Below are 24161 nucleotides of genomic sequence, written 5' to 3' on the forward strand. Positions count from 1 at the left end.
GAGCCGACTCCCCGCTTCACCGCCGATATGCGAGGAGCCGACCGAGCGGAGTCAGGACGTGTGCCGGCTCGCCGGTGCGATCAGGCGGCGGAGCCGGTCGGTCACGAGAAGGGCACCGGCGGCGTCGATGGTGAGGACGTCGACGTCGAAGCGGTCGGTGACGGTGTCGAGCGTCCCGACGCCGCCGGCGAGGATCGCGGTCGCGAGGACGTCGGCGGTGACGATGTCCTCGGCGATCACGGACACCTGCACGAAGGGGACGTCACCGGGCTCGGCAGGTCGGCGCCAGACGTGCTCTCCGCGTTCGGCGGTCCCGGAGGTGGCGATCGCGCGGCGACCGTCGCCGAGGGGGACGATGCAGAGCAGCGCCTGCCGGTCGCCGTGATCCACGATCCCGACCCTCCAGCTGCCGAAGGGCGAGGTGAGGACGTCGCCACCGACGTCGAGGAGCCAGTCGCCGTCGCCGAGCAGCCGGGCCGCGTGCGCCATGGTGGTCGCTTTGACGGTTCCGGCGAGGTCGATGACCCCGTCGGGCCGGTGCGGGGTGAAGGCGCCGTCCGTCGCCGTTCGCCAGTGCAGCGATTCGGTGTAGGCGGTCCGCATCTGCTCGGACGCGGCCGTCAGCGCGAGCTCGCCGCGGGCGATCCGGGACGCCTCCGACTCCGGCCGGTACAGGCTGAAGCGGGCGTCGGCGTCGGCGAAGACGGCTTCGACGTCGCCGACCGGGGTGTCGTCGGCGGCGCGCAGGCTGACGACGGTGCCCATCGTCGTGAACGTGTGCACGGTCAGAGTCCGGCCTGGTCGATCGCCGATTGCAGGGAGGTGAGGTACCCGTCGCTGGTGTAGGTCGCTCCGCTGACCGCCTGCACGTTCGCGGACTGGGCGGCGAGGACTTCTTGACGCAGGATCGGCGCGGCCCGGTGCGAGATCGACACGGACCGGCCGTCCTTGTCCGTGAGGTGCACGGCCGTGACGTCGGTGATCTGCCCGCCGGCGACGGTGATCGCGACCTGCACAGCGCCGAAGCGAGTCGGAACAGATGAGCCGGTCCACGTGCCGTCGGCCGAGGCGGACGGGCTCGCAGTGGCCGTCGAGCTCGTACCGGCCGACGGGTCGGTGGGCGCGCCGGCGGAGGGCGTCGTCGAGGCGGGGGCGCCGGCCGGGGTCGGCGTGGTCACCGCGGGAGCCGCTCCTTCCGTGGCTGTGGTGGCGCTCGTCCCGGTGGCGAGCGGGGACCCGGTGGCGCCGGCGGATCCCATCTGCCAGCCGACGACGAGGACGGCGAGGGAGGCGAGGACGCTGGCGACTGCTGCTCGTGTTCTCACCAGTCGAACCTCTCCACGTGGATCTGCCGGTCGGGCAGGCCTGCCGCTCGCGCGTCGCGGACGACGAGGTCGGCCCAGGCGGTCGGACCGCAGACGAACAGGTCGGAGTCGAGCAGGCCCGGCAGTGCCGAGGTGATCGTCACACCTCGGGCGACGGACTCGGCGGACATCCACGTCGCCAGCCCTGCGGGCCGCCGGCCGATCATCCCGAACAGCGCGCCGCGGCTGCTGCGGACCAGTGTCCGAGTCTCGTCCCAGAGGTAGGTCTGGGAGTCGTCGGTGGCGCGCAGCAGGACGGTGGCCTCGCCGGGTCGGAGGCCGCCGTGCTCGAGGAGCGCTCGGGCGGGGGTGATGCCGATGCCGGCGGCGATGATCGCGAGCCGCGGGGCGGTGCGGGCGACGTCGGTGAAGATCCCGTAGGGCCCCTCGATCGAGACCGCGGTCCCGGGGCGCAGTCGTGCGAGACGGTCGGTCCCGGCTCCGAGTGCGCGGACGGTGATCCGAGCGCGGGTGTCGGTCGGGACGGCGGAGAAGGAGATCGGGTGCGCATGCCACCAGGTGCCGCGGCTCCAGAACCGCCAGATCGCGTACTGCCCGCCGATCACGCCGAGGCGGGAGAGGTCGCGGCCGGAGAGGTGGAGCGAGAAGACGCCGGGGGCGATCGTCTCGACGGCCTCGACCTGGATCCGGTGCCGCAGGGTGGCGAGTACGGGCACCGCGAACCGGAACCCGGCGATCGCTCCGAACGCCAGGACGTAGAGGGCGAGCCAGTAGACGCGCTGCGGGGTGCTCCCGGCGAGGACCTGGCCGGCGGAGAGCTGGTGGGGGACGGCGACGAGGACCGCCGCGTAGCTGAGGAGGTGGATCGCGTGCCACGCCTCGTACGCGAAGCGGCGGCGCACGGCGACGAGGGAGGTGACGACGACGAGCACCAGCAGGGTGCTGCCGAGCAGCGCCAGGAGCATGTCGGCGCCGGAGTACAGAGCGAGTGTCTCGTTCCACAGCGTCAGCCCGTCGGTGAGGGCGTAGCCGACGGTGAGCAGGGCACCGTGCCCGAGGATCAGAGACAGGGCGGGCTTGCCGAGGCGACGGTGCAGCGCCATCGCGGTGTCCTGGCCGAAGGTGCGATCGATCCAGGGGATCCGGGCGGCGAGGACGAGCATGACCAGGATCAGGTCGGTGCCGACGAGGCCGGCGACGATCCCTGCGGCCGTGAGAGCTCCGGCGATATCGGTGGCCTCCGCGGGCCCGCCGGCTGCGAGGTAGAGCGCGATGGCGAGGGCGACCGAGACCCAGCCGGCGGTGACGAGCGCGTCCGCGGAACGCAGGCGCCGACGCAGGGATCGCTCGCGGTCGGCCTGCGACCGCCGCAGCGTGGTCGGCGCGTGGGGTGCGGGTGCGTTGGTCGGTCGGATCGTGGTGCTCACGGCGGCGCCCTCCGGTCGGTGTCGCATGCGCCGACCTCGGGTTTCCGGGGGCGCGCTCCTACCGTCGCGGGGGAGTCTTGGTGTCGACTATGAGGGATGCGTGCCGATTCCCCGCCGGAGTCCGATTCGTGTTCGAGGTCTCACATGTCACCGCTCGGGCAGCACGACCGTCACCCTCACTCCGGCGGGTCGACAGTTCTCGATGGTGACCGATCCGTCCGCGGTGTCAACGAGAGCTGCGACGAGGGCGAGCCCGAGCCCGCTGCCGCCGTCGCGGCTGGTGCGCGCCTCGTCGGGTCGAGAGAAGCGCTCGAACGCGTGCGGCACGAACTCCTCCGGGATGCCGTGCCCAGTGTCCCGGACGCTCAGCTCGAGGGTGGAATCGTGCTGCTCGAGGAGGAGGGTGATGCATCCGGCAGGAGGTGTTGCGGCGATCGCATTCGCGCCGAGATTGTCGAGGATCCGCGAGAACGCGCTCACCGAGAGCGGGTAGGGCGCGTCGGCGCGCTCGATCGCGGTATCGAGCTCGATGTCGGGGCCGGTGCCGCCGGTGATCGTCCTCAGCCGGTCGACGGAGTCCATCAGCTCGGTCTCCAGCTCGCTCGCCGTCGCGCGCGCGGTGACGGGCGGGGCGGCGTCCAGCCGGGAGAGCTCCAGGAGGTTCGTCGCCAGGCGGGACAGGCGGGCGAGGGACCCCTCGGCGGCGCGGATCTCTTCTTCGAGGGCGTCCGCGTCGCCGAAGTGCCGGTGCGCGAGTTCGAGCTGGGTGATGACGACTGCCAGCGGCGTGCGGATCTCGTGGCTGGCCGCGGACACCATCTGCCGCTCCCGATCGGCGGTGTCCCGCGTCCGGGCGATGAACGCGTTCAACGTCTCCGCCAGATCCGACAGCTCATCAGTCGCCGGGCCTACGGGAAGCTCGCCGCCGTGCCGGTCGCCGAGCGACGCGGCGGTGCGGCGCATCCGCTCGACCGGACGCAGGGCGGCGCCGGTGAGCAGCCATGCGGCGAGGGCGGACAGGATCACGAGGGCCGCGGCGCTGACGAGCAGCGTCCGGTCCAGGGCCGCGACGGTCAGGTCGCTGCCGGCGCCGCTGCGAGCCGCCCACAGCTCCCACGTGCCCGCACTCGTGTCCAGGGTCCGGGAGACGATCGTGAACCGGACGTCCTCGTCGGTCATCACCGTCGAGGTGCCGTCGCTGCCGGTGCTGCGCTCCAGAACCTCGTGGACGTCGTGCGGCATCGTATCGACGGGGACCGCTCCGCCGGGAGCGCGCGCGAAGATCAGGATCCCCTCGGCCGGAGGGTCGGGGGTCTCGGTCGGGTCCGATCCCAGATCGGCGAGATACGGGGCGAGGTCGCCCTCGGCGAGGGTCACCTCGGACGCGACGACGATGCTGCGGAACTGCCCGTGCAGCACGAGGGTGATCACGCCGACCCCGATCAGCGCGACGAGGAGGCTGCCGAGGGTGATCCGGGAGCTGATCGACAGGGAGCGCAGCAACCTCACTCGGCGCGCTCCAGCCGGTATCCGGCGCCGCGGACGGTCGTGATCCGGAGGCCTGTGTCGGCGAGGGCGAGCTTCTTGCGGAGGTAGCTGACGTACTGATCCACGAGGGTCGGCTCGAACGTCTCCGTAGACCCCCACACTTCGGCGAGGATCTCCGTCCGGGTCAGTACCTCATCGAGATGCACGGCGAAGAAGCGCAGCAGCGTGAGCTCCTTGACACTCAGCGCGAAGGGACGCTCTCGGACCGTCGCGCGCACGGACAGGGCATCCAGGCGCAGCGCTCCGATCTGGACCACTGGCTGCGGGCCGCTGGCTCGGCGCCGGATCTGTGCGCGGATCCGGGCGCTCAGCTCGCCGAAGTGGAACGGCTTGGTGACGTAGTCGTCGGCGCCCGAGTCCAGCCCGAAGATCCGGTCCTCGACGGCGTCCCGCGCCGTGATCAGCACGACCGGGACGGTGCTGCCCGACTCCCGCATCCGTCGGCAGACCTCGAACCCGGTCATCCCTGGCAGCATCACGTCGACGACGGCGACATCGACGTCTCCCGCGGTGAAGGCGATCAGCGCGTCGACGCCGTTGTCGACGAGCTGCACGTCGTAGCCGTCCTCCCGCAGTCCCCGCTCGACGAGGGCACCCATCTGCGGGTCGTCCTCGACGACGAGGATCCGGGACATCAGACTGCGCCGGACGTGCCGAGCAGCAGGCCGATCAGGAACGTCGCCGCGAGGGCCAGAGCGCCGCCGACGACGATGCGGATCATCGGGCGCAGAGCCGGGCTGCCGCCGACCCGTGCGCTGATGTATCCGGTCGCGGCGAGGGCGATCAGCACCACGGCGAAGGTCACCGGAACCCTCCAGTCCGGCGGAGGGAGCAGGATCGCCAGCAGCGGCAGCACGGCTCCCAGGAGGAACGCCAGCGCCGAGGCGCCGGCGGCGGCGAGCGGGCTGGCGACCGCTTCCTCGTTCAATCCGAGCTCCGCTTCCAGATGTGCGGTCAGAGCGTCGTTCTCGGTCAGCTCGCGGGCGACCTGATGCGCTGTCTCCGGGGTCAGGCCACGCGCTCGATAGAGCCAGGCGAGTTCTTCGAGCTCCCCGTCGGGATCCTCGGCCAGCTCGACCCGCTCCTTCGCGATCAGTGCGCGCTGGCTGTCGCTCTGGCTGCTCACCGACACGTACTCGCCGAGCGCCATCGAGATCGCACCGCCGACGACCCCTGCGACGCCCGCCGTCAGGATCGGTGCCGTGGCGGTCGTCGCTCCGGCGACACCCACGACGAGAGCGGCGACCGAGACGATGCCGTCGTTCGCGCCGAGCACGCCCGCTCGCAACCAGTTCAGCCGCCCTGAAATCGCGCTGTCGTGCGGTTCCGCGCGGGGCGAGGAGGGCTGAGGCGTGAATGGGGTCGACATGAGGGCCATGCAAGCACCCACCCCTCGGTAGCGCTAGCCAGGCGAGCCTGCCCGATCCCGTCAGTGCTGCACCGGCTGGGAAGAGACGAAGGGGAGAGGCAGAGCCCAGCGCCGGCCGGGAGTTAACCCATGCAGTCAGGGTGACACGGACCCCCGTCATTCGCACTCGGACAGAGTCATCGATGGTGCAGAGCCCCAGTCGAAGCGGCGATCTGCACACCTCGGTGGGCGAGGAGATGCGGACGGTGCCGGCGGGCTGACCGCTGTCAGCCGGTCTGCTGCGGGTCATCAGGAAGCCCTACGGCTCCTAGGCTGACCCGATGAGTTCCCCGGCACCGACCCGCCCATTCGTGGGTGTAGCGCGCATCGCCGTCGGTGCAGCCGCGGTCGCGGTGATCCTCCACACCTACGCGCTGAGCATCGCGGCCGGCGACCCGAATCCGTTCGACTACTTCGGCTACTTCACGAACCAGACCAGCCTCCTCGCGAGCGCGGTGCTCATCGTCGCCGGATCGGTCGCGCTCGCCCGCCGTCCGACGCCGGTGTGGCTGAGCTACGTCCGCGGCGCGGCGACGGCCTACTCGATCGTCGTCGCCGTGATCTACAACACCCTCGTTCCCGGTACCGGGACGGCCCCGCCCTGGGTCAGCGCCGTCCTGCACGTGGTGCTCCCCGCGCTCGTCCTCCTCGACTGGATCGTCGTCGCCGACCGCGGACCGCTCTCCTGGCGCCGGCTGTGGGTGGTCCTGCCCTACCCGATCGTCTGGGTCGTCGTCGTGCTCGTCCGCGGAGCGACCGACGGGTGGGTGCCCTACGGCTTCCTGCTCCCCGAGAACGGGACGCTCTCGCTCGTCCTGCACGTCGCCGGGCTGACCTGCGCGGTGCTCCTCGCGGGCGCGCTCGTCTGGGCACTGAGCCGACGCCGCAGATCGGCCGGTTGATGTCCTGTCCTCGGTCGCCGTGAATCATGAGGCGCGCTGATTCCCGACGTCGGGCGCGTCACCTCTCGTGCGCCGCGGCTCGGCCGCAGCGGGCTCTGATCACGCACGACACGAGATCGATGACCAGCAACCCCGACATCACTTCAGTCTCGCGAACCCGAGCGCCTTGTGCGCGTCCCGTATGGGGATGATCCAGTGGGCGTCCGGCAGGGCGTCTCCATGCCGGACGACGAGCGGCCCGCTCGCAGGGGGGGGCTTAGCGACGCGCGGATAGTGTGCACCGCGTGGTTGACGTCGCTCGGAAGGGACCCCTGAGTCCGGTGATCGCCGCGATCGCCGTCCTCGGGATGATCGTCGCGCCCGTCGTGCTGACCTACCTCTCCATCAGCGAGAGAGGAATCGGCATGGGATTGATGCCCACCGACGCGGAGGCCGCAGCAGGGAAAGCCTTCCTCCTCGCGGCTGGCATCGTCGCCCTCACCAGCGCTATCAGCGTCTGGGTCCTCACCGTCATTCGCGCGACAAGCGGGGCCCATGCTCACCACGGGTGGGAAATCGTCTGGTGCATCCTGGCGTTGCCGACCGCACTCGTCGGCTTCGCCCTCGCGGCCATCGCCTCCCACATGCCTTAAGGCCGTCCCTCGACTCCCGAGCGATGATCACGGCGGCGCGATGCCAGGCCGACCGTCGCGCGCGGATGATGATCTGGCGCGCGTCCGGTAGGGGATAGGTCACAGTGGCACTGTCGAACCGACAAAGTTCGTTAATGACGCCTGAGACGAAACGGTGCTCTGAGGGCATTCACTACTGAGGGGGTGATGTCGGGTGGTCGGTGCTGCTGAGGCGACGCTGGTAGATCGTCTTCGCGGCGGTGACCCGTCGGCGCTGGACGTTCTCTTCCGGATGCACGGCCGCGCGGTCTACCGCGCCGCGGGAAGCTTCCTCGCGGACGCCGGCCAGGCGGAGGACGTCGTTCAGGAGAGCTTCTTCCTGCTCTGGAAGCGCCGCACGAGCGTGCGCATCGTGGGGGAGTCGGTGCTGCCCTGGCTGCTGGTCACGGTACGCAACCTCAGCTTCTCGACCAACCGCCGCGAGCAGCGCCGACGCCACCTGCCCCTCTCCGACGACACCGCCTCTCGCGGCGTCGACGCGGAGACGAGCGACCGGCTGCTCGACGTGCGGCGTCTGGTCGAGCAGATGAGCGCGACGGACCGGGCGATCTGGACGGCGTGCATCGAGGACGACCTCAGCTACAGCGATGCCGCTCGCTCCCTCGGCCTGTCCCACGGGACTGTCCGCAACCGCCTCTCGCGGGTGCGGACATCACTGGCGAGAACCCTGACGGAACGGACAGAAGACCATGGACGATCCTGACCTGAGCGACGAGCAGCTCGAGCGCATCAGCGCACGCCTCGCGCACCGCATCCGCCGCCGCCGACGTCTCGGCCACGCCGCGGCGGTGACAATTGCCGGTGTCGCGGGCGCGGTCCTCAGCGCGGCAGTCCTGTCGGCGGTGACGACGGAGCGCGGCACTCCGGTCGCAGCGCCCGTCACCTGCTGGGAACAGGACGGGCAGGGCGTCGCTCTGTCGGGCGAGATCCAGACGCCCGCGAAGCAGTCCACGGCGTCGCTCGCAGCGGCGTGTGCTGCGCTCGCGGGCACCAACGGAGACGGAACGGACGCCGACTTGTTCTCCCTCGCAGGAACCCAGGTGTGCCAGGAGGGCGGCCGGATCGAGATCTTCACGGGACTGCCCACCACAGTCGACTGCACCAACCCGCCCACGACCCGGACCGGAGTCGACCAGTGACCTTCAGACGCACGAGAACCCTCGCCCTCACCATCCTCTGCCTCTCCGCGGCGCTCCTCGTCAGTGGATGCGCGACGAGTGCCGGCAGCCCCGGTTCCCCACCGACGTCGCAGGTGCCGGGTGAACTGCTCGGCGCCGAAGTCGCGACCAGGCTCGTCTACGAGACCACTTCGGTCGTCGGTGACCAGGGATCGGGCGGATGGCTGCTCGATCACCCCGTCAGCCTTCGCATCACCGGCACCGACGGCCGGTCGCAGCTCAGCGTCGACGGTCCCTGCAACACGCTCACCTACGACCTCCAGTCCGCCGGCCTGCAGACCTCCGTATGGGTGGTCACCGGAGGCCCCGCGACGACGTACGTCGGCTGCCTCGACGCCGCCGACGAACGAGAGCAGTGGCTCATGGACGTGCTGGGCGCCGAGGACGTCAGCCTCACCCAGACCTCCACGACGATGCGCATCCGCTCCGGCCCCGTCACCATCGACGCCACCGCCAGCACGACCCCCATCTCCACCGAGACGCCTGCCGAACCAACAGAGATGACGGAGTCCCTGACACCCACCGTCCCGACGGAGGGCCCACCGGGCACTCCCATCGCCACCGCCGCCTCTGAGGGGCCGATCATCGACGTCCAGCAGCTGACGAACCCGGCGCTCGACCTGGCCAACGGCACCGGAGTCCAGCTCTCGACGCTCAGTGCGGAGGAGAAGAAGCAGTACCCGATCTACGCGGTCGGAACCACGTACGAGGAGCTCGCCGCTTATGACCCCGCTCTCGCGGACCACTACTGGGTCGCACAGGACGAGCCGGTCTGGGCGCTGACCGTGCACGCGCCCGCGGAGAGAACAGACGTGCCCTATGGCTTCGACCTCCATCGGGTGGACGTCTTCACCGCCGTCTACGACGGGATCAGCGGAGAGCTCCTGACGTCACAGGGCGATGTCGACCTCGCGTCTCTCGGTGCGCCCGGCGAGCTGATCACCGCCGGATAGATCCTTAGTTACCGTCCGTATGGGAATCCCCAAACGGGACGCCAGAGGCGATGCGGATGAGGCGAAGCGCGCGATTGCTTGGTGGCGCGCTCGCTACGCTCACGTGATGGTCGGTCTCTCGCAGTGGCGCCGGCGAGCTGACGCTCGCCGTTCGCGCCGCGCCCGGTTCCGGGTTCTGCTCGCTGAGGTCTGTGGTGAGTGCTCGCACCCCTGGGTGGAGCACCTCGCGGACGCCGGCCTGGTCGGCAGCCCCGTGTGCTCGGAGTGCGTCTACGAGCTCGAGCATGGGTTCAGTAGCGGACCGATTTGTCACCGACCGGTTCCGATCGATGTGTTGAGTCGCGCTGATGCCGCTGCGGCGGCGGCAGGGCAGGGCGGCAGTGATCAATTGGTCGGAGGAGGCCAGATTCGGGTCGCAAAAGAAGACCTTGACGCCTCATGTCAGCGTCCGGCGAGAGTGGTCAGCAGGTCCTGGATGCTCGTCTTCTCGACAACCGGGTCGGGGCTGCCGGCGCGGACGGAGGAGAGAACGGGGTCGATCTGCTGGTCGACGTAGGTCCACGTCTGGCAGTTCGCGGCGCTCAGTGCGGGCTCCGCGTCGTCCCAGGCGGTCTCAAGGTCGGTGGCGCGGGCTTTCGCGCCGGCCTGATCGCCGCTGGTGACGAGGGCGAGGGTGTCGGCGGTGATCGTCTGGAAGTTCTGCACGTCGGCGGAGGGGAAGTCGGTCTGAACGGATGCCTTCGCGTCAGCTGCGGACAGCGTTCCCGACGCATCGCAGGCCGGGGCTGCGCCTTCCGGTGCCGGACTGGTGTGCGGCTGGCTGTTGGTGAAGGCGAGCAGCCCGACGACGGCGACGGCGAGGACCGCGAAGGCGACGAGTGAACGGCGTTCGCGGGCGACTGGCGTGGTGTAGTGCTCGGATGCGCCCTTGTCGACATCGGCCTTGCTGAGGGAGAGGTAGACGACGGTGGCGAGGATCGCGAGCAGGAAGATGATGCTGGTGACGAAGGTGCCGAGCCCGAGGCCCTGCTCGTCGGGGGACAGGCCGAGCCAGTCGCCGATATTGGCGCCGAGGGGGCGGGTGAGGATGTAGGCGATCCAGAACGCGAGGACCGGGTTCGCGCCGTAGCGCCAGAGGCCGGTGACGATCGCGAGCAGCGTGAGGGGCAGGAGGATTGAGACGCCAGGGCCCCAGCCGGTGAGCTCGAGAGTCCAGTCGCCGAGGGCGGTGCCGAGCGCGAAGGTGACCAGGACGGTGACCCAATAGAACGCCTCCCGCGGGGTGGTGTCGATGCTGTGGATCGAGAGGGTGCGCTCCTTCGAATACCAGACGCCGAACACGATCACGAGCAGCAGCGAGAAGACGAGGGAGCTGGCCCAGAGAGGCACTCCGAGCTGGTCGGTGAGGATGTCGGTGAGCAGGGTGCCGGTGACGCTCATCACCACGACAGTCAGCCAGTACGCGGCGGGCACGTAGCGTCGCAGCCGCATCTGCACGGCGAGCACGACCGCGGTGACGATGATGAAGATCACAGCCGTCGCGATGAGGCCGACGCCGAGGACCATGTTGATCCAGTCGGCGAAGCTCTCACCGACCGTGGTGCAGAGGATCTTGATTATCCAGAACCAGATCGTGACCTCGGGGACCTTGCTGAGCAGCCGCCGGCCGCGGGACGGTGCTGCCGTCGTTGAGATGTCCATGCCCGCAGAGTCCCAGCCGGGACGTGGGCGGCGGCTCGGGATGCGCCGTGCTGCGTTGTGTTTGCTCACAACGACCCGAAGCTCCGCGGTTCGACCAGGTCGGTACCGAGCCGATGGGCTCAGGTTCTGTGCTTTCACAACGGATGCGGGGGAATCCTCCGCACCCGGAGCCCGCGCATTCGTAGCGTGGACTCCTCCGGCGTGCTGCGCGCCGAGCGAGGAGGACGGAACTGATGCCGAACAGCGGACCCCTGGCCGATGGTGCGATCGCCTATCGGGCGGCGCGACGCTGGCCGCTGATCTCGGCGGGCCTCGCGGTGCTGCTCACGGGACTTCTGGCCGCGCTGATCTTCTACCGGGAGCACGACAAGCCGTTCGGGTTCGACACCGCCTGGATGAACGAGATCATCGAGCACCGGTCGACGTTCTGGTTGGTGCCGTCGCTGGTGATGAACAGCCTCGGCGGCGGGATCGTCGGCACGATCGTGATTCCGCTCGTCGTGTTCGTGGGGCTGCTGGTCTGGCGGGGTCGGTGGGCGGCGACGTACTTCGCGATCGCCGCGCCGCTGAGCGGGCTGCTGGTGCAGATCCTCAAGAACGCTGTCGGTCGTCCGCGGCCGCTGGAGATCCTCGTGAACGCCGACTTCGGCTCGTTCCCCTCCGGCCACAGCGCGAACGCCGCCACGACCGCGATGGTCCTCGCGATCGTCTTCCCGCTGTGGTGGGTCCGCATCGCCGGAGCCCTTTACACGGTGGCGATGATGCTCAGCCGCACCTACCTCGGTGCGCACTGGATCTCCGACACCGTCGGCGGGCTGCTCCTGGGCGCCGGGGTGGCGTTGATCGTCTGGGCGCCGCTCGCGGTCAGGCTGCACACCGAACGTGCTGTATCACCGTCGTTCCGTTGGCGGCGCTTCTCCGGGCACCGTCCGACCAGATGACGGCGGAAGGCAGCGGGCAGCGCTGCCGGTGAGCGGGTCGCTGTGCGCTTGTTCAACGGACCCGGCGAAGCCCCCAGCCCCGGGTACCGCAGGCTGCCCGAGCATGGCGGCATGATGCACCTCACCGATCAGCGCCGCCCTCCGCTCCCTCGGATCCGCTCACATCTCGTCGCCGGCCGGTACGCCGCCTCGACGGTGCCCGAGGCGACGGCGCTGTTCTGGATCCTCAAGGTGCTGACGACGGGGATGGGCGAGACGGCGTCGGACTTCCTCGCGACCGCGTTCGACCCGGTGATCGTGGTCGGCGCGACCGGGCTCGCGTTCCTCGCGGCCCTCGGGCTGCAGTTCGCGGTCCGCCGGTACATCCCGTGGGTGTACTGGCTGGCCGTGCTGATGGTGAGTGTCTTCGGCACGATGGCCGCCGACGTGCTGCACGTGGTCGCCGGGGTCCCGTATCTCGTCTCCACTCTCGGGTTCGCGCTGGCTCTCGCGGCGGTCTTCGTCGTGTGGTGGCGGGTGGAGCGGACGCTGTCGATCCACTCGATCACGACGCCGCGCCGGGCCGCGTTCTACTGGCTCGCCGTCTCCGGGACCTTCGCGCTCGGCACGGCCGCGGGCGATCTGACCGCGTCGACGCTCGGGTTCGGCTACCTGCCGTCCGCGGTCCTGTTCGCGGCGGTCATCGCGGTGCCGGCGCTCGCGCACCGGTTCACGGGGCGGAACGCGGTCCTCGCGTTCTGGGCCGCCTACGTCGTCACGCGACCGCTCGGCGCCTCGGTCTGCGACTGGCTCGCGGATCCGGTCGACCGGAAGGGCCTGGGCCTGGGCACCGGCCCGGTCACGCTCGCGGCCCTCGCGGTGTTCCTGCTGCTGGTCGCGGTGATCGCGCTCCGCCGACCGCGCGCGGCCGTCACGGCGACCCCCTGAGCGCTGGGCTCAGGCGTCGCGTCCGGCGCGGTTCTTCTGCCGCCAGTAGGTGAGGGCGATGCCGGCGAGGCTGAGAACGACGATGCCGACGAGGACGATGTCGATGTACTTCCCCACGAAGTCCGCGACGCCGGGGATCTGCCCGAGGAAGAAGCCGAGGAGGATCACGCCGGTGGACCAGACGGCGGCGCCGAGGGCGTTGAAGCCGACGAAGTGGCCGTAGTGCATCTTCCCGACGCCGGCGGCGACGGGGGCGAAGGTGCGCACGACCGGCACGAAGCGGGCGATGGTGACCGCCCAGCCGCCGAACCGGTCGAAGAACGACTGAGTGCGGGCGACGCTCGAGCGGCTGAAGAGCCCGCTGTCCTTGCGCTCGAAGATCCGCGGCCCGCTCGCGCGGCCGATGACGAACCCGAGCTGGTCGCCGAGGAACGCGGCGGCGGCGACCATCAGGATCACCAGCGGCACCGGCAGGGAGATCACGCCGGTCGCGACGAAGACACCGGTGAAGAAGAGGAGGGTGTCACCGGGGAGGAAGAACCCGATCAGCAGGCCCGTCTCGACGAAGGCGATCAGGCAGACCAGGGCGATCGCCCAGGGGCCGGCGCCGTCGAGGAGGGATTGGGGGTCGATCATCGGTTCTCCTTGCGAGAGGTCGGGTGGGGCTGCGTCGCGGGGATGCGGACGTCGACACCGAGGCCGTGGGGGGCGCGGTTGCGGAGTCGGAGCTCGCCGCCGGCGGCGCGGCTGAGACCGGCGACGATCGCGAGCCCGAGGCCGGCGCCGCCGTCGCGGGAGCGGGCGGCATCCGGGCGGGTGAAACGGTCAGTCGCGACCGCGAGGAACGCGTCAGGAACGCCCGGGCCGTCGTCGTCGACGGAGAGGACGATCTCTTCGGCGCGCTCGACGAGGGTCGCGCTGACGCTGCCGCCGTCGGGCGTCGCAGTGACGGCGTTCGCGAGCAGGTTGTCCAGGATCCGGCCGAAATCGGTCGGGGAGATCGGGTACCGGGCGTCGACGATCGAGGCGGGGGCGACGAAGTCGATCGCGAGGTCCCGCTCGCGGGCGAGCATCCGGGCGCGGTCGACGCTGTCGGCTACCTCCTCCCGCAGAGCCGCCGAGGAGGCGTCGCCGGTAGCGATGCCCGCGTCGATCCTCGACAGGATCAGCAGCCCGTCCGTCAGGGACTGCAGGCGGTCGATCGAGCGGCGCGCGTCGACGACATCGGCGTAGAGAGCCGCCGGATCGTCGCGGACCCGCTCAGCGAGCTCGAGCCGGGTGCGCAGCGCGGCGAGCGGGGTGCGCAGCTCGTGGCTCGCGTCGGCGACGAGCCGCCGCTCCCGGTCCGCCGACTCCCGCAGGTCCGCGATCAGCGCGTTCAGGGTCGAGGCGAGGTCGGAGAGCTCGTCGCGGGCGGGCCCGACCGGGAGCAGCTCGGTGGAGCGTCCCTGGCGCAGCCGGTCGGCGATCGCGCGCATCCTGCCGACGGGGCGCAGCGCGAGGCCGACCAGGACCCAGGACGTCACAGCGAACGCGACGAACAGGATCGCGAGGGCGATCAGGAGCGTCGTGCTGACGCCGCCGACGACGGCCTCGGCGGTGTCGCGGCTCTCCTCGATCAGCGCCTGCGACGCTCCCGAGCGGACCAGCTCGATCGTGGAGGCATCGAGGATGTGATCGAGCTGCTCGCGCACGACGACCGCGACGATCCCGAAGAACAGCATCGCGACCAGCAGGCTCGACACCGTGATCCGCACCCGGATCGACAGGGACCGCCAGCTCACGGCGTCACCCCGAGGCGATAGCCCGCACCCCGTCGGGTGAGGATCTCGACCGACGCCCCGCCCGCGGCCAGCTTGCGGCGGAGGTAGCTGATGTACTGCTCCGCGATGTTGTGGTCCACGAACTCCGCCGACCCCCACACCTCGAGCAGGATCTCCTCCCGCGGCACGAAGTCCCCGGCGCGCGCCGCGAGCGCGCGGAGGACGCCGAACTCCTTGGGGCTCAGAGGCAGGACGGCGCCGTCGACCGTCGCGGCGTGCGCGTAGGGGTCGACGCGCAGATTTCCCAGCACGACCGGTGCCCGGTTCGTGAGGTGCTCTCTGCGGATCATCGCTCGGAGGCGGGCGGAGAGCTCCTCGAAGTGGAACGGTTTCGCGAGGTAGTCGTCGGCGCCCGCGTCGAGGCCGAACACGCGGTCCTGCAGGGCGTCGCGGGCGGTGAGCATGATCACCGGGAGCGTGGCACCGCTCGCGCGCAGGTGCCGGCAGATCTCGAAGCCACTCATCCCCGGGAGCATCACGTCGAGGATCGCCGCGGAGTAGTCCGCTTCGCGCGCCGAATTGAGCGCGTCGACCCCGTTCGAGAACAGGTCGACGTCGTAGCCGTCGCCGGTGAGGCCCCGCTTGATGAGCTCGCCCATCTCGACGTCGTCTTCGACGACCATCACCGCGTCACGCATCCAGGCCTCCTACGGTCATGCTCGCACCCGTGGCGCGGCGGAACCGGCCTACTCCGCGGAGATATGCGGCTTCTCAGCGGTACGCACTGCATACAAAGGCAGCACGTGCGGCCCGATGGAGCAGCACGCCCCTGGTGCGCAGACGATCTCGGACGCGGGCACCGACATGGACGCCGACCTGCAGTCGGCGCGGTGTTGTGCGCTGCGCGCAGTTTTTGCCTGGAAGCCTTCGGCAGCGTACGGGCCTCCGGCGTCCACGCAAGCCGCTGCGCGGCCGGCTCCTCCGAGGTTCTCGACACGCGGTCGCTGCGCTCCCTCCCATCGCGCCGACAACCTCTCCTCCGCCTCCCTCCGGGTTGCGCTCCCACCTCCGACCCTGCTCGGCACTACGTGCCTTCCAGGCAAAAAAACGCTGGGAGAGAAGGAAGAACAAGCGAGCCAGACCACCCCCGCTGGCTTGACAAATCTGATTGAGAATCCTTACCCAGACCGGACACACCGACGCCGCCGAGAAGTGGGCCGAGCTGCACGCCTGGTCCCCGGTCAACGACGAGCACGACCCGCACCGCGGCGACCGGTGGGACGACTGATGCTCACCGTCTAATCGAAACCGTCATGCGTGCAGTGCACCATGACCTACCGGGTGCTCGAGAAGAAGGGCATCGAGTACACCACCGTCGACATCACCACCAACCCCGCAGCGCTCGCGTACGTCACGGAGGAGCTGGGCTACTCCGCCGCCCCCGTGGTCGTCGCGAGCGACCAGGACCACTGGTCGGGGTTCCGCCCCGACCTCATCGAGAAGCACGCCGCATGACCGGCCCGAACATCACCGGTGACGACTACCGGGCCGGGTACCTCGCCGGACAAGCCGACCGGCAAGGCGAAGTCGACTGGCTGGAGAACGAGGCCGACCGGCTCTACCGCCTCGCCTACGGCGACGAGTGCCGCGTCCAGGACCTCACCGTCACACGCGCCGAGCTCGAACAGCGCAGAGCGCTGTCCGAGCCGCCGGTCGAGGTCACCCGCCGCGACGCTCTGGCGTCCTGGGGCATCGAGACACCCCCCGCCGACACCCCCGCGGCCGAGGCCGCGAACGAGAACCCGTCGACGCCGACGGGACCCACCAACCGCACGAGCAGGAGTCTCAATGACGACGTCAAGGCGCCCTACTTTCGTTTGAGCGTCGACGGGGACCTCCGAGGGGGTCGTGGCCGGGGCCGTCCCACAGCGCGCCTATCTCGATCGTCCCGATAGGGGACTGGTTGTCGAGCCTTGGAGGACCGGGCTCCTGCACGGACCAGCCCGTGTACGAGATGCTGATTGCATGCGTTTCACTCACGAACTCGGCGATGGATTCCGACTCGCGCTACGCACCCTCGACACCGTCGAGGAGATGCACGCTCTGACGGTGGCCAATCTTGAGCGTCTAAGGCAGTGGGAGCCATGGGCCTTCTACGACCAAACTCTCGATGGCACTGCTGCCTTCACTCGTGCTCAGCTGTCGGACTTCATCGCAGAATCCGTGTTGCCGACCGTCATCATGTCGGGCGATTCCATCATCGGTTCAGCGTCTCTTCGAATGAACTCCTACACGCAGACAGCGGAACTCGGGTACTGGATCGACGCCGCCACCGAGGGTCGCGGTGCCGTGACTCGCGCCTGCACCGCGCTGCTGACTGAGGTCCCAGCCCGCGGAATCCGTCGAGTCGAGATACGAACGGCGGTCGAGAACGTGCGCAGCTGGCGCGTTGCTGAGCGGCTCGGGTTCACCCGGGAAGGCGTCCTCACCAGCGCGCTGCCTCTAGGGGACAAACGACTGGACGTGGCGGTCTACGGGCGCACCTTCGCCCGCTGACGCCAGATCTTTAGTCCGCCGTTCGCCGTGCAGTGGTGGGAGAACGCTGTCAGGGGCCGCCGTGGAGCCACACGTTGCCGACGGCGACACGGAGCGATCGCAGGAACCGTTAGATACGGGGATCGGTCAGTGGGCGCTCGAAGCGGCGATCGGGTTTGACGAGGCGTAGTGCTCATCACCTCGGTTCAGCTCATCTGTGCAGAGCGAATCGGAGGCGCCGGGGTGAACGTGCGGTTGTCGCGCAGCAGGGCCCAAAGCACGCTCACGCGTCGTCGGGAGAGAGCGAGGAGCGCCTGCGTGTGCTTGTACCCTTCGCTACGTTTCTTGAGGTAAAGGTCGCGGTTTGGTCCTTCGCGGATGACGGAGGTCTGCGCTGAGAGGTAGAGCGAGCGGCGCAGATGTCGGTTGTACCGCTTCGGCCGGTGCATGTTCCCGGTCCGGCGTCCGGAGTCGCGCGGAACGGGTATGAGCCCGGCCGCTGCGGCGAGGTGGCCGTCGTCGGCGTAGTTGTCGAGTGGCCCGGCTGCGGCGAGGAATTCGGCTCCGAGGATCGGACCCATCCCGGGCATCGATTCGATGATCTCGGCCTGCGGGTGCGCGTGAAACATCGTGGTGATCTGGTTCTCCAGCGTTCGGAGACGCTTGTCGAGGGCGAGGATCTGCGTTGCGATGTCGGCGATGATCTGCGCCGCGATCGTCTCGTTCCCGATTTGCGTCTGTTGTCCGCTCGCGGCCTCGAGAGCAGCCTCCGCGACCGCCGGCGCGCCTTGCACGCCGCGGCGAGCCAGCCACTTCGTCAGGCGCACCTGCCCCATCCGGCGAAGCGCGGTGGGCGTCTGGTAGCCGGTGAGGAGGGTGAGAGCGCCCTTGTGTTTGGCGTAGTCGAACGCGCGGTCGAGGCGGGGGAAGATGCCGGTCAGGACGTCGCGGAGCCGGTTGAGCATGCGGACGCGATCAGCGACGAGATCGCCGCGATGTGCGATCAGGAGCTTGAGGTCGGCAATGATCTCGACCGGCAGCCTGATTGGGGTCAGGTCGTGCCGGTGCCGCGCCGTCTCGGCGATCACGTAGGCGTCGCGGGCGTCCGTCTTCGCTTCGCCTCGGTATGCGCCGGCCATCCGGTTGACGATCCGTCCGGGGACGTACAGCGCGGACTGTCCGTGGCTTGCGAGCAGCGCGAGAAGCAGCGCAGACGTGGTGCCGACGATGTCGACTGCCCAGGTGAAGTTCTCGCCGAGAGTAAGCACTTCGGCGAGCGGGTCGAGGATCGCACTTTCGTCGTTGCTGACCTTGCGCGACCAGAGCATCGCGCCCTGGTCGTCGATCGCTGTCACCCAGTGATGCGCCTTTCCTGCATCGATGCCCACCCAGATGTGAGCTTGTCGATCGTTCAACCCGTCCTCCTCAGTCGTGATCTGCCTCGTGTAAGCCCGAGGAGCACCCAACCGTCATCTCCGTAAACAGCGACCGAAACGCACATCTCAATTAGCGGCCAGGGGCACCCCAGAGGACCGGACGGCCACTCCTGCTGAGCCACACGATCGGCGACGACAGATAAGCCACATCCGGCCCCCTCGGGCCGCCACCAAACTTACGGAGACGACAGATGAGCACCAGGACCATCACCGGCAACCTCGCCGCCGACCCCGAGGCCGTGCAGGCGGGCCGCGTGCAGATCGTGAAGCTGCGCGTCATCGAGAACACCGGCGAATACCGCGCGGGGGAGTGGACCCCGCACGACGCCCCGACCACGCATTACGTGGAAGCGAAGTTCGAACTCGGCGAGCACGTCCTCGCCTCCCTCCACAAGGGAGACGCCGTGATCGTCGTCGGCTACGAGCGCACCGTCGCCTGGGGAGAAGGAGAGAACCGCCGCACCGGCCGCGTCCTCGAAGCCGACGCCATCGGCCCCAACCTCACCCGCGCAACCGCCGTCGTCACCACGACCACCCAACGCGCACCCCGCCGCCGCGCGGCCTCCGCGGCTGAGTAGGACTCGGTCCTCCGAGATACTCCGCCATCCGCCGCAGAGTTCGCCGTTCTACGGCCTATATTCGCGGTTCTCCGTAGAGGACGGAGGCGGTCCGGGGTTGGGCTGCTGGAAGCTGCCCACGCCCAGAGCGGCGAGTCCCGCGGACACCGCCGCGCCCAGAAGGCGGAAGACGATCACGAATGCCTTTCCGACGAACTTCAACACGTTTGCCATCACGAGACCATCGCTTTCCGGAACTGATCGCAACGCTAGTGGTTCCGAGCGAATCCCGGTGGGTTCTACTCCCAGCAGTTCTCGACGCGGAGCACGTAGAGGATGACGTGATCCTCCGGGATCGCTGCGCGCACTTCCGGGATCGCCGGGGCGCTCGTCGCCGCGTTGCTGCGCACCACCGTTGATGCCGATTCCGCGCGCGTCCGGTGTGCCAGTTCCCACATGCCTCCATCGTCGCATCCGACGCTGACACGACCCGCTCGAGCGTGGGGGCCGGCGGCGCCGGCCCGTGAGGGGCGACCCCCTCACGCTCCCCGGTGTCCCGTTCCGGGGCGCGAGCTGCACTCGCGCAGCGGCGACGGAGCACCGCCAATGGGAGGCCGCGATGCGGCCCGTTCCATCCGTTTTCTTCACCTCTCCGCGGTTCCAACCTATTTCGCTCCACCGGCTGCGTGCCACCGATCCCGGACGCGCCCTACGGGCTTATTTCGCCCGTGATCGGTGTCACTCCGCCGGCTCCACTCAAACGGTTTTCCCCGCCGGAGAGGCAAAGAAAAACGATCAGCCAGGAGCAGGAGCAACACACATGGACACCCTCGAAGCGATCCTCCGTGACCAGACGGTCACCTACCTCGTCAGCAAGAACATCCTCTGCCCGCGCACCGGGGCCGTTCTCGACTCGCGCACCTGTGTCGTCTTCAACGACGCGGACGGGGATCCCGCGGTCGTCATCTCGCCCGAGGGCTGGCAGCAGATCGCGAAGGAGCCCGCCACCCTCGACCGCCTCGCGGAGCGCGGGATCACCGTCGACATCAACACCGCGCTGGCCGCAACCCGCTGAGAGGAACAGACCATGTACCGCACCGACACCGACACCGGCCTCGCGACCCCCGATCAGGTCGCCCTCATCATCACCGACCAGCGCGCTCACTGGGACCAGAACGCCGACGACAGCGACGACGTGATGCTCGCCGCCGTCCGCAACGCCCACGCCCTGCCGGGCGCCGAGCCCGTCGAGGACGACAGCTCCGCCCTCGCCGCCGCACTGATCGCGTTCCTCACCCCGGACCCCGCCCGCACCGCACCGGTCATCGACGCCGACACCGGATGCGCGACGCCCGAGCAGATCGGCCTCATCGTCGCGTTCGAGCGCAACTACTACGAGGAGCACGAGAGCTACAGCACCGAACGGCTGCTCGCGGGCGTCCGCAACACGCTCACCCTCCCCGGGGTGTGGGTGCTCGGAGGGTTCCCCGTCCGGGAGGACGGCACCGACCACGCCGCCGCGCTGATCGCGTTCCTCATCCCGGCGGTGACTACGTGATCGAGCGCAGCCGTGTCGATGAGCGGCCCGGGGCCGCGCGCGCGGCTCATCAGCTCTCGCGCCTGTCCAGCGGCCGACTCCAGCAGGAGGCCGACCGTGTGCGCCTGCACGGCGAGCGGCTGACGGGGCTGAGTCGGAAGACGAGCCGCCGCCTGATCGAGCAGGAGGAGGCGATCCGAGCGAACCGGATCGCCGCGGCGGACAGCGCCGCTGAGCGGCGGCTCATCGTCGGAGTGGTCGTCGCGACGGGCGCTCTTCTCGCGGTCGGGCTGCGGCTGATCCTCACCTCAGGGCAGCTCCCTCCTCTGTTCTGACGAGCGGGCCGCGCTGACTTGTTGTCATGCTTACAAGTCGGACCTCGCCCACCGTCCCGCCTCCGCCCGCGCATCCCGTCAGGGCGAGCAGCAGTGCTCCTGCCAGTGCGATCCCTGCGGTCGTCCGCCTCATCGTGTCCCCCGATCACTCCGCCGCGGCACGTCGCCGGGCGCGTCACCTCGACGCCAACAGCAGCCGCCCGCCCGGACGGAGTCGTCCTGGCGGGCGGGCAGCCCCCGTCCCGGTCACGCGCGCGGGATGACCACCGAGACGCTCGCGCGCGAGGCGCCCGAGACGGCCGTGACCGTGCCGGTGCCGGCGGCGATCGAGCTCTTGCCCGTGCGGAACACCTTGGTCACCGTGGCGCCCGGGGCGACCGCGGCCGAGGACGCCGTGCCGTAGGGCGTCACGACGGTCAGATCGGCGGCCGCGCGGCCGGTGTTCGTCGCCGTCACCGTGACGACGACCTTCCCGAGGATCAGCCGCGAGGTCGCCTTCGCGGTGACGGAGGCGCCGGGCGCAACGCTCGCTCCGGCCAGCGCCGTCGTCACGCCGTCGACGCGCGCGGTGATCGAGACGGTGCCGGCGGTGGAGCCGGTGCGGATCCGGGGGAGCGCGGCGACGCCGTCGGCGCCCGACAGCACCGCGGCGGTCGTCGCTCCGCTCTCGAAGGCCGCCGGCCCGGTGATCGCGAAGCCCACCGAGCGGCCCGCGAGGGCGCGACCGGAGGAGTCGCGCACCAGCACGGACTGCGCGAGGTCGCGCGTCGTCGCGGTCGGCACGCTCTGCAGCGTCCCGCGCGCCTCCGCCGAGGCCGCGAGGGCGATGCCGTTCACCTCGATCTCGGCCACGCCCGTGGACCCGCCGTACTCGCCGGCTCCCCACGCCGTGAACACGAGCCGCAGCGCCGTCGTGGTCACCGGAGCGAACGTCGCGCGGTTCAGCACGTCGCGCTCGCGGCCGGGAGCCGCTCCGCTCACGGGAGTCCAGACGTCGCCGACCAGGTGCTCGACCCGCCACGACCGCGCGGGGATCAGCCCGCGTCCGTCGGCGTCGGCCGCGTCGCTCGCGAACAGCACCGAGGCGCTGTCGACGGTCACGGCGCTCGGCCAGCGCAGCTCGACGTGCTGCTCTCCGACCCGGGGCCAGGAGCCCCAGATCGTCGAGGCGGCGCCGTCGGCGACCGCTCCGACCGAGGTCCACGGCGAGGTGTACGAAGCGCTCGTCGACGAGGCGAGCGGAGCGATGTCGCCGACGTAGTCGGTGCACGGCACGGTCACGGTGACCGTCGCGGTCCGGGTGAGCTCGTCGATCCGGTCGACCCGCACGGACATGCCGGAGTTGAGCACTGCGCTCTCTCCGGCGAGCACGAACTCGTTCGCCTCGCTCGCGTCGCCCGGACGCTCGAGCAGGTCGCCGGCGTACGGCTGGCCCGGGTTCGAGCGCAGGATCTGCACGCCCGAGACGTCGCGGCGCACCTGGAAGGGACTCGTGTACGCGCCGCCGTCGGACGTCGTGTCGGCGCGGTCGTTGTACTGCGCCCAGTAGCGGATGCCCGTGTCCTGCGGGTCGTTCCAGGTGAGCGCACGCCGGCCGGCGGGTCCGGCTCCGAGGGTGTCGAGCGTCGTGGTGCGGGGTGCGCCGCAGACCGGCTGGCGGGTGTTCGGCAGCGTGCCCAGGCGCGCCAGCGACGGGGACGACAGCGGCAGGAACGACCAGGCGCCGCCCATCACGTCGGTCCGGTTGCCGTACTCCTCGCGGCGGCAGTCCGCGGGCAGCGGGGTGGAGGCGTAGTCGCGGGTCGTGGCGCAGTTCACGCTGTAGGCGTGCGGCAGCGAGAGGTTGTGGCCGAGCTCGTGCGCGAGGAAGTACGCGTCCGGTCCGGGCTGGAACGCGCGTCCGCCGTCATCGGGATCGCCGGACTGCTCGCCGTTGGCCCAGTTCGGGCACGGGTCACCCTCAGGCACCATGGCGACCAGGTGCTTGCCCGGTCCGCGCTGCCAGCCGGTCCTCTGCGCGATCCAGTCCTGCAGTCCGCCCGTGTTCGTGCAGCCGATCGGCTGGTCGACGACCTGCCAGTCGACGACCTGGTCGAGCTCGAAGCGGATCGCCCCGCTGGTCTCGCGGGAGTAGAACCGGTCGACGAGGTCGAGGGCGCGGACGGCGTCGGCGGTCGTGTACCCGCCCGGGACGGTGCCCTGCGGAGCGACGAGCGCGATCGTCACGCGGTGCGTCTGCACCTGGGCGCGCGCCGGGATCTCGACGTCGACGAAGTCGGCGTCGAGGGCGAGGGCGGCCTGCTGCGTCGTCGCGTCCGCCTCCGGCTCGATCACGGTGGGCTCGGCGTCCGGAGCCGCGACGGGGCGGTCCGGAGCGGGAGCGGGAGCGGCGGGAGCGGGGGCCACCGGAGCGGCCGCCGCTGGAGCCGCGGCGGGCCCTCCGGCGACGAGCCCGGAGGCCAGCAGCAGTCCGGTGAGCGCTCCAGGGAGCAGGGCGTGTCGTCGTCGCATGGTCGTCCTCTGGGTCGGTCCTCGCTGAGTGCCCCGAGCGGCAGCAGGCGGGGGCACGAGCTCCCGCCGACCTCCTCGCCGCTGAGGAGTCGGCTGACGTTACCGTGAACATCCGTGCAGGAACGGGCAGATGTCCCTCCGCGGCGGCCCCTTTCCGGGTGGGGACCAGAAATGACGAAGGCCGGGAGCGGGACCCCGGCCTTCAGCGACGATCAGATCTCGGTGTGCCCCAGATCCGCCGCGTCCAGCAGTCGGATCTCGGTCTCACATGCAGGGGTCGCAGGTGGGGGAGGGCCGGCCTTCCAGCCGGCCCGCGAGGGGCGATCCCCTCACACTCTCTAATGGTCTCGGCTGGCTAGGTGCTGGCTGTCAGGCTGGTTCTGGCTCGCTCGGGCGTGACTCATCACACTCTTGACCGCTGTGTCTTGCTGGGGACCTGTCCGTCCGGGCGAGCTAGTACCGGCGTGACGCTGCGATGGCTTGATAGAAGGTTGTCCGCGACTTCG

General features: G+C 70.1%; 25 protein-coding genes and 1 pseudogene. 14 read left to right on the forward strand and 12 right to left on the reverse strand.

Going from position 1 to position 24161, the window contains the following annotated elements; genetic code table 11:
- Positions 1-51: 51 nt before the first annotated feature.
- From C5C35_RS00345 to C5C35_RS00370, 6 genes are all read right to left on the reverse strand, one after another.
- Positions 52-783: an FAD:protein FMN transferase gene (locus C5C35_RS00345; RefSeq protein WP_258066386.1), complete on the reverse strand. Its 732-nt coding sequence runs from the start codon at positions 781-783 to the stop codon at positions 52-54.
- A gap of 2 nt (positions 784-785) precedes the next feature.
- Positions 786-1325 carry an FMN-binding protein gene (locus C5C35_RS00350; RefSeq protein ID WP_258066387.1) on the reverse strand — a complete coding sequence of 180 codons (540 nt, stop codon included), beginning with the start codon at positions 1323-1325 and terminating at the stop codon, positions 786-788.
- Entirely contained in the window at positions 1322-2752 is a 1431-nt protein-coding gene (locus tag C5C35_RS00355; RefSeq protein WP_258066388.1) for a ferredoxin reductase family protein, read from the reverse strand. Before C5C35_RS00355 ends, C5C35_RS00350 begins: the two co-directional genes overlap by 4 nt.
- Positions 2753-2899: 147 nt before the next feature.
- Positions 2900-4261, reverse strand: coding sequence for a cell wall metabolism sensor histidine kinase WalK (locus C5C35_RS00360; protein WP_146084541.1), 1362 nt, complete (start codon positions 4259-4261; stop codon positions 2900-2902).
- Complete coding sequence (locus C5C35_RS00365; protein WP_104226516.1) at positions 4258-4935, reverse strand: response regulator transcription factor; 678 nt, start codon at positions 4933-4935, stop codon at positions 4258-4260. The genes C5C35_RS00360 and C5C35_RS00365 overlap by 4 nt, the downstream gene beginning before the upstream one ends.
- Entirely contained in the window at positions 4935-5669 is a 735-nt protein-coding gene (locus C5C35_RS00370; RefSeq protein WP_258063407.1) for a VIT1/CCC1 transporter family protein, read from the reverse strand. Before C5C35_RS00370 ends, C5C35_RS00365 begins: the two co-directional genes overlap by 1 nt.
- Before the next feature lie 320 nt (positions 5670-5989).
- Here C5C35_RS00370 and C5C35_RS00375 point away from each other — a divergent pair, with 320 nt between their 5' ends.
- From C5C35_RS00375 to C5C35_RS00395, 5 genes are all read left to right on the forward strand, one after another.
- The gene (locus C5C35_RS00375) at positions 5990-6610 is read left to right on the forward strand and encodes a Pr6Pr family membrane protein (RefSeq protein WP_104262267.1); all 621 of its coding nucleotides are present in this window, start codon (positions 5990-5992) and stop codon (positions 6608-6610) included.
- 284 nt (positions 6611-6894) lie between these two features.
- Positions 6895-7242, forward strand: coding sequence for a hypothetical protein (locus tag C5C35_RS00380; protein ID WP_146084542.1), 348 nt, complete (start codon positions 6895-6897; stop codon positions 7240-7242).
- A 193-nt stretch (positions 7243-7435) separates the two neighbouring features.
- Positions 7436-7984 carry an RNA polymerase sigma factor gene (locus C5C35_RS00385; protein WP_104297603.1) on the forward strand — a complete coding sequence of 183 codons (549 nt, stop codon included), beginning with the start codon at positions 7436-7438 and terminating at the stop codon, positions 7982-7984.
- Positions 7971-8420 carry a hypothetical protein gene (locus tag C5C35_RS00390; protein WP_104262270.1) on the forward strand — a complete coding sequence of 150 codons (450 nt, stop codon included), beginning with the start codon at positions 7971-7973 and terminating at the stop codon, positions 8418-8420. Before C5C35_RS00385 ends, C5C35_RS00390 begins: the two co-directional genes overlap by 14 nt.
- A gap of 113 nt (positions 8421-8533) precedes the next feature.
- A complete protein-coding gene (locus C5C35_RS00395) occupies positions 8534-9412 on the forward strand; it encodes a hypothetical protein (protein ID WP_104262271.1) in 879 nt (292 codons plus the stop codon).
- A 441-nt stretch (positions 9413-9853) separates the two neighbouring features.
- On the opposite strand, the gene C5C35_RS00400 is transcribed toward C5C35_RS00395, so the two are convergent.
- Positions 9854-11113 (reverse strand): hypothetical protein, encoded by a 1260-nt coding sequence (locus tag C5C35_RS00400; RefSeq protein WP_104226509.1) that lies wholly within the window; start codon positions 11111-11113, stop codon positions 9854-9856.
- A 233-nt stretch (positions 11114-11346) separates the two neighbouring features.
- Between C5C35_RS00400 and C5C35_RS00405 the strand changes: the two genes are divergently transcribed.
- Positions 11347-12054: a phosphatase PAP2 family protein gene (locus tag C5C35_RS00405; RefSeq protein WP_104247075.1), complete on the forward strand. Its 708-nt coding sequence runs from the start codon at positions 11347-11349 to the stop codon at positions 12052-12054.
- 111 nt (positions 12055-12165) lie between these two features.
- Complete coding sequence (locus C5C35_RS00410) at positions 12166-12981, forward strand: hypothetical protein (RefSeq protein ID WP_104226508.1); 816 nt, start codon at positions 12166-12168, stop codon at positions 12979-12981.
- A gap of 9 nt (positions 12982-12990) precedes the next feature.
- Here C5C35_RS00410 and C5C35_RS00415 read toward each other — a convergent pair whose 3' ends face one another.
- Genes C5C35_RS00415 through C5C35_RS00425 form a run of 3 tightly spaced genes read right to left on the reverse strand, consistent with a single transcriptional unit; the run spans position 12991 to position 15442 of the window.
- The gene (locus C5C35_RS00415) at positions 12991-13617 is read right to left on the reverse strand and encodes a DedA family protein (RefSeq protein ID WP_104226507.1); all 627 of its coding nucleotides are present in this window, start codon (positions 13615-13617) and stop codon (positions 12991-12993) included.
- Positions 13614-14765: a HAMP domain-containing sensor histidine kinase gene (locus tag C5C35_RS00420; RefSeq protein WP_258066389.1), complete on the reverse strand. Its 1152-nt coding sequence runs from the start codon at positions 14763-14765 to the stop codon at positions 13614-13616. The genes C5C35_RS00415 and C5C35_RS00420 overlap by 4 nt, the downstream gene beginning before the upstream one ends.
- Complete coding sequence (locus C5C35_RS00425) at positions 14762-15442, reverse strand: response regulator transcription factor (protein WP_104223238.1); 681 nt, start codon at positions 15440-15442, stop codon at positions 14762-14764. The genes C5C35_RS00420 and C5C35_RS00425 overlap by 4 nt, the downstream gene beginning before the upstream one ends.
- A 604-nt stretch (positions 15443-16046) precedes the next feature.
- On the opposite strand from C5C35_RS00425, the pseudogene nrdH reads away from it, so the two are divergent.
- The 3 genes and pseudogenes from nrdH to C5C35_RS00440 all read left to right on the forward strand — a co-directional run.
- Positions 16047-16259: pseudogene (gene nrdH / locus C5C35_RS00430) on the forward strand (glutaredoxin-like protein NrdH); the annotation flags it as partial.
- Complete coding sequence (locus C5C35_RS00435) at positions 16256-16699, forward strand: hypothetical protein (protein WP_104262272.1); 444 nt, start codon at positions 16256-16258, stop codon at positions 16697-16699. The pseudogene nrdH and the gene C5C35_RS00435, both read left to right, overlap by 4 nt.
- A 70-nt stretch (positions 16700-16769) precedes the next feature.
- The gene (locus C5C35_RS00440; protein WP_104247073.1) at positions 16770-17300 is read left to right on the forward strand and encodes a GNAT family N-acetyltransferase; all 531 of its coding nucleotides are present in this window, start codon (positions 16770-16772) and stop codon (positions 17298-17300) included.
- Positions 17301-17485: 185 nt separating this feature from the next.
- Here C5C35_RS00440 and C5C35_RS00445 read toward each other — a convergent pair whose 3' ends face one another.
- A complete protein-coding gene (locus C5C35_RS00445) occupies positions 17486-18694 on the reverse strand; it encodes an IS110 family transposase (RefSeq protein WP_104226504.1) in 1209 nt (402 codons plus the stop codon).
- 212 nt (positions 18695-18906) lie between these two features.
- Here C5C35_RS00445 and C5C35_RS00450 point away from each other — a divergent pair, with 212 nt between their 5' ends.
- The 4 genes from C5C35_RS00450 (at position 18907) to C5C35_RS00465 (ending at position 21144) form a co-directional block, all read left to right on the forward strand.
- Positions 18907-19293, forward strand: a complete 387-nt coding sequence (locus C5C35_RS00450) for a single-stranded DNA-binding protein (RefSeq protein WP_104226503.1) — start codon at positions 18907-18909, stop codon at positions 19291-19293.
- A gap of 799 nt (positions 19294-20092) precedes the next feature.
- Positions 20093-20347 (forward strand): hypothetical protein, encoded by a 255-nt coding sequence (locus tag C5C35_RS00455; protein ID WP_104223237.1) that lies wholly within the window; start codon positions 20093-20095, stop codon positions 20345-20347.
- 12 nt (positions 20348-20359) lie between these two features.
- Entirely contained in the window at positions 20360-20830 is a 471-nt protein-coding gene (locus tag C5C35_RS00460; protein WP_104223236.1) for a hypothetical protein, read from the forward strand.
- Positions 20827-21144 carry a hypothetical protein gene (locus C5C35_RS00465; RefSeq protein WP_146084543.1) on the forward strand — a complete coding sequence of 106 codons (318 nt, stop codon included), beginning with the start codon at positions 20827-20829 and terminating at the stop codon, positions 21142-21144. The genes C5C35_RS00460 and C5C35_RS00465 overlap by 4 nt, the downstream gene beginning before the upstream one ends.
- 246 nt (positions 21145-21390) lie before the next feature.
- On the opposite strand, the gene C5C35_RS16835 is transcribed toward C5C35_RS00465, so the two are convergent.
- The gene (locus tag C5C35_RS16835) at positions 21391-23655 is read right to left on the reverse strand and encodes an Ig-like domain-containing protein (protein WP_181027133.1); all 2265 of its coding nucleotides are present in this window, start codon (positions 23653-23655) and stop codon (positions 21391-21393) included.
- Positions 23656-24161 lie beyond the last annotated feature (506 nt).

The sequence above is a fragment of the Rathayibacter sp. AY1F8 genome (genome assembly GCF_002932165.1).
GTDB lineage: Bacteria > Actinomycetota > Actinomycetes > Actinomycetales > Microbacteriaceae > Rathayibacter.

Coding starts and splice junctions, on each gene's coding strand:
- C5C35_RS00410 (WP_104226508.1), top strand. CDS start 12,166: ATGATGCACCTCACCGATCAGCGCCGCCCTCCGCTCCCTCGGATCCGC.
- C5C35_RS16835 (WP_181027133.1), bottom strand. CDS start 23,655: ATGCGACGACGACACGCCCTGCTCCCTGGAGCGCTCACCGGACTGCTG.
- C5C35_RS00405 (WP_104247075.1), top strand. CDS start 11,347: ATGCCGAACAGCGGACCCCTGGCCGATGGTGCGATCGCCTATCGGGCG.
- C5C35_RS00390 (WP_104262270.1), top strand. CDS start 7,971: ATGGACGATCCTGACCTGAGCGACGAGCAGCTCGAGCGCATCAGCGCA.
- C5C35_RS00415 (WP_104226507.1), bottom strand. CDS start 13,617: ATGATCGACCCCCAATCCCTCCTCGACGGCGCCGGCCCCTGGGCGATC.
- C5C35_RS00440 (WP_104247073.1), top strand. CDS start 16,770: ATGCGTTTCACTCACGAACTCGGCGATGGATTCCGACTCGCGCTACGC.
- C5C35_RS00375 (WP_104262267.1), top strand. CDS start 5,990: ATGAGTTCCCCGGCACCGACCCGCCCATTCGTGGGTGTAGCGCGCATC.
- C5C35_RS00425 (WP_104223238.1), bottom strand. CDS start 15,442: ATGCGTGACGCGGTGATGGTCGTCGAAGACGACGTCGAGATGGGCGAG.
- C5C35_RS00400 (WP_104226509.1), bottom strand. CDS start 11,113: ATGGACATCTCAACGACGGCAGCACCGTCCCGCGGCCGGCGGCTGCTC.
- C5C35_RS00365 (WP_104226516.1), bottom strand. CDS start 4,935: ATGTCCCGGATCCTCGTCGTCGAGGACGACCCGCAGATGGGTGCCCTC.
- C5C35_RS00370 (WP_258063407.1), bottom strand. CDS start 5,669: ATGTCGACCCCATTCACGCCTCAGCCCTCCTCGCCCCGCGCGGAACCG.
- C5C35_RS00450 (WP_104226503.1), top strand. CDS start 18,907: ATGAGCACCAGGACCATCACCGGCAACCTCGCCGCCGACCCCGAGGCC.
- C5C35_RS00435 (WP_104262272.1), top strand. CDS start 16,256: ATGACCGGCCCGAACATCACCGGTGACGACTACCGGGCCGGGTACCTC.
- C5C35_RS00455 (WP_104223237.1), top strand. CDS start 20,093: ATGGACACCCTCGAAGCGATCCTCCGTGACCAGACGGTCACCTACCTC.
- C5C35_RS00460 (WP_104223236.1), top strand. CDS start 20,360: ATGTACCGCACCGACACCGACACCGGCCTCGCGACCCCCGATCAGGTC.